The organism is Bacillus paranthracis (genome assembly GCF_001883995.1).
Classification (GTDB): Bacteria; Bacillota; Bacilli; order Bacillales; family Bacillaceae_G; genus Bacillus_A; species Bacillus_A paranthracis.
The window spans coordinates 1-249 of record NZ_MACE01000036.1; the positions used below are offsets into that span (position 1 = coordinate 1).

A 249-nucleotide genomic window follows, 5' to 3' on the forward strand; every position below is an offset into this window, starting at 1 on the left:
TCTACAGGAGCTACAGGAGCTACTGGACCTACAGGAGCTACAGGATCTACTGGAGCTACAGGAGCTACTGGAGCTACTGGACCTACTGGAGCTACTGGAGCTACTGGATCTACTGGACCTACTGGACCTACAGGAGCTACAGGATCTACTGGAGCTACTGGACCTACTGGATCTACTGGAGCTACTGGACCTACTGGATCTACTGGAGCTACTGGATCTACTGGATCTACTGGAGCTACTGGATCTACA

Annotated in this window: 1 protein-coding gene; it reads right to left on the reverse strand. The window is 51.8% G+C overall.

The window, feature by feature from the left end:
* Positions 1-249, reverse strand: a 249-nt coding sequence (locus tag BAQ46_RS31805; RefSeq protein ID WP_249024551.1) for a hypothetical protein, incomplete at both ends; no start/stop codon positions are given.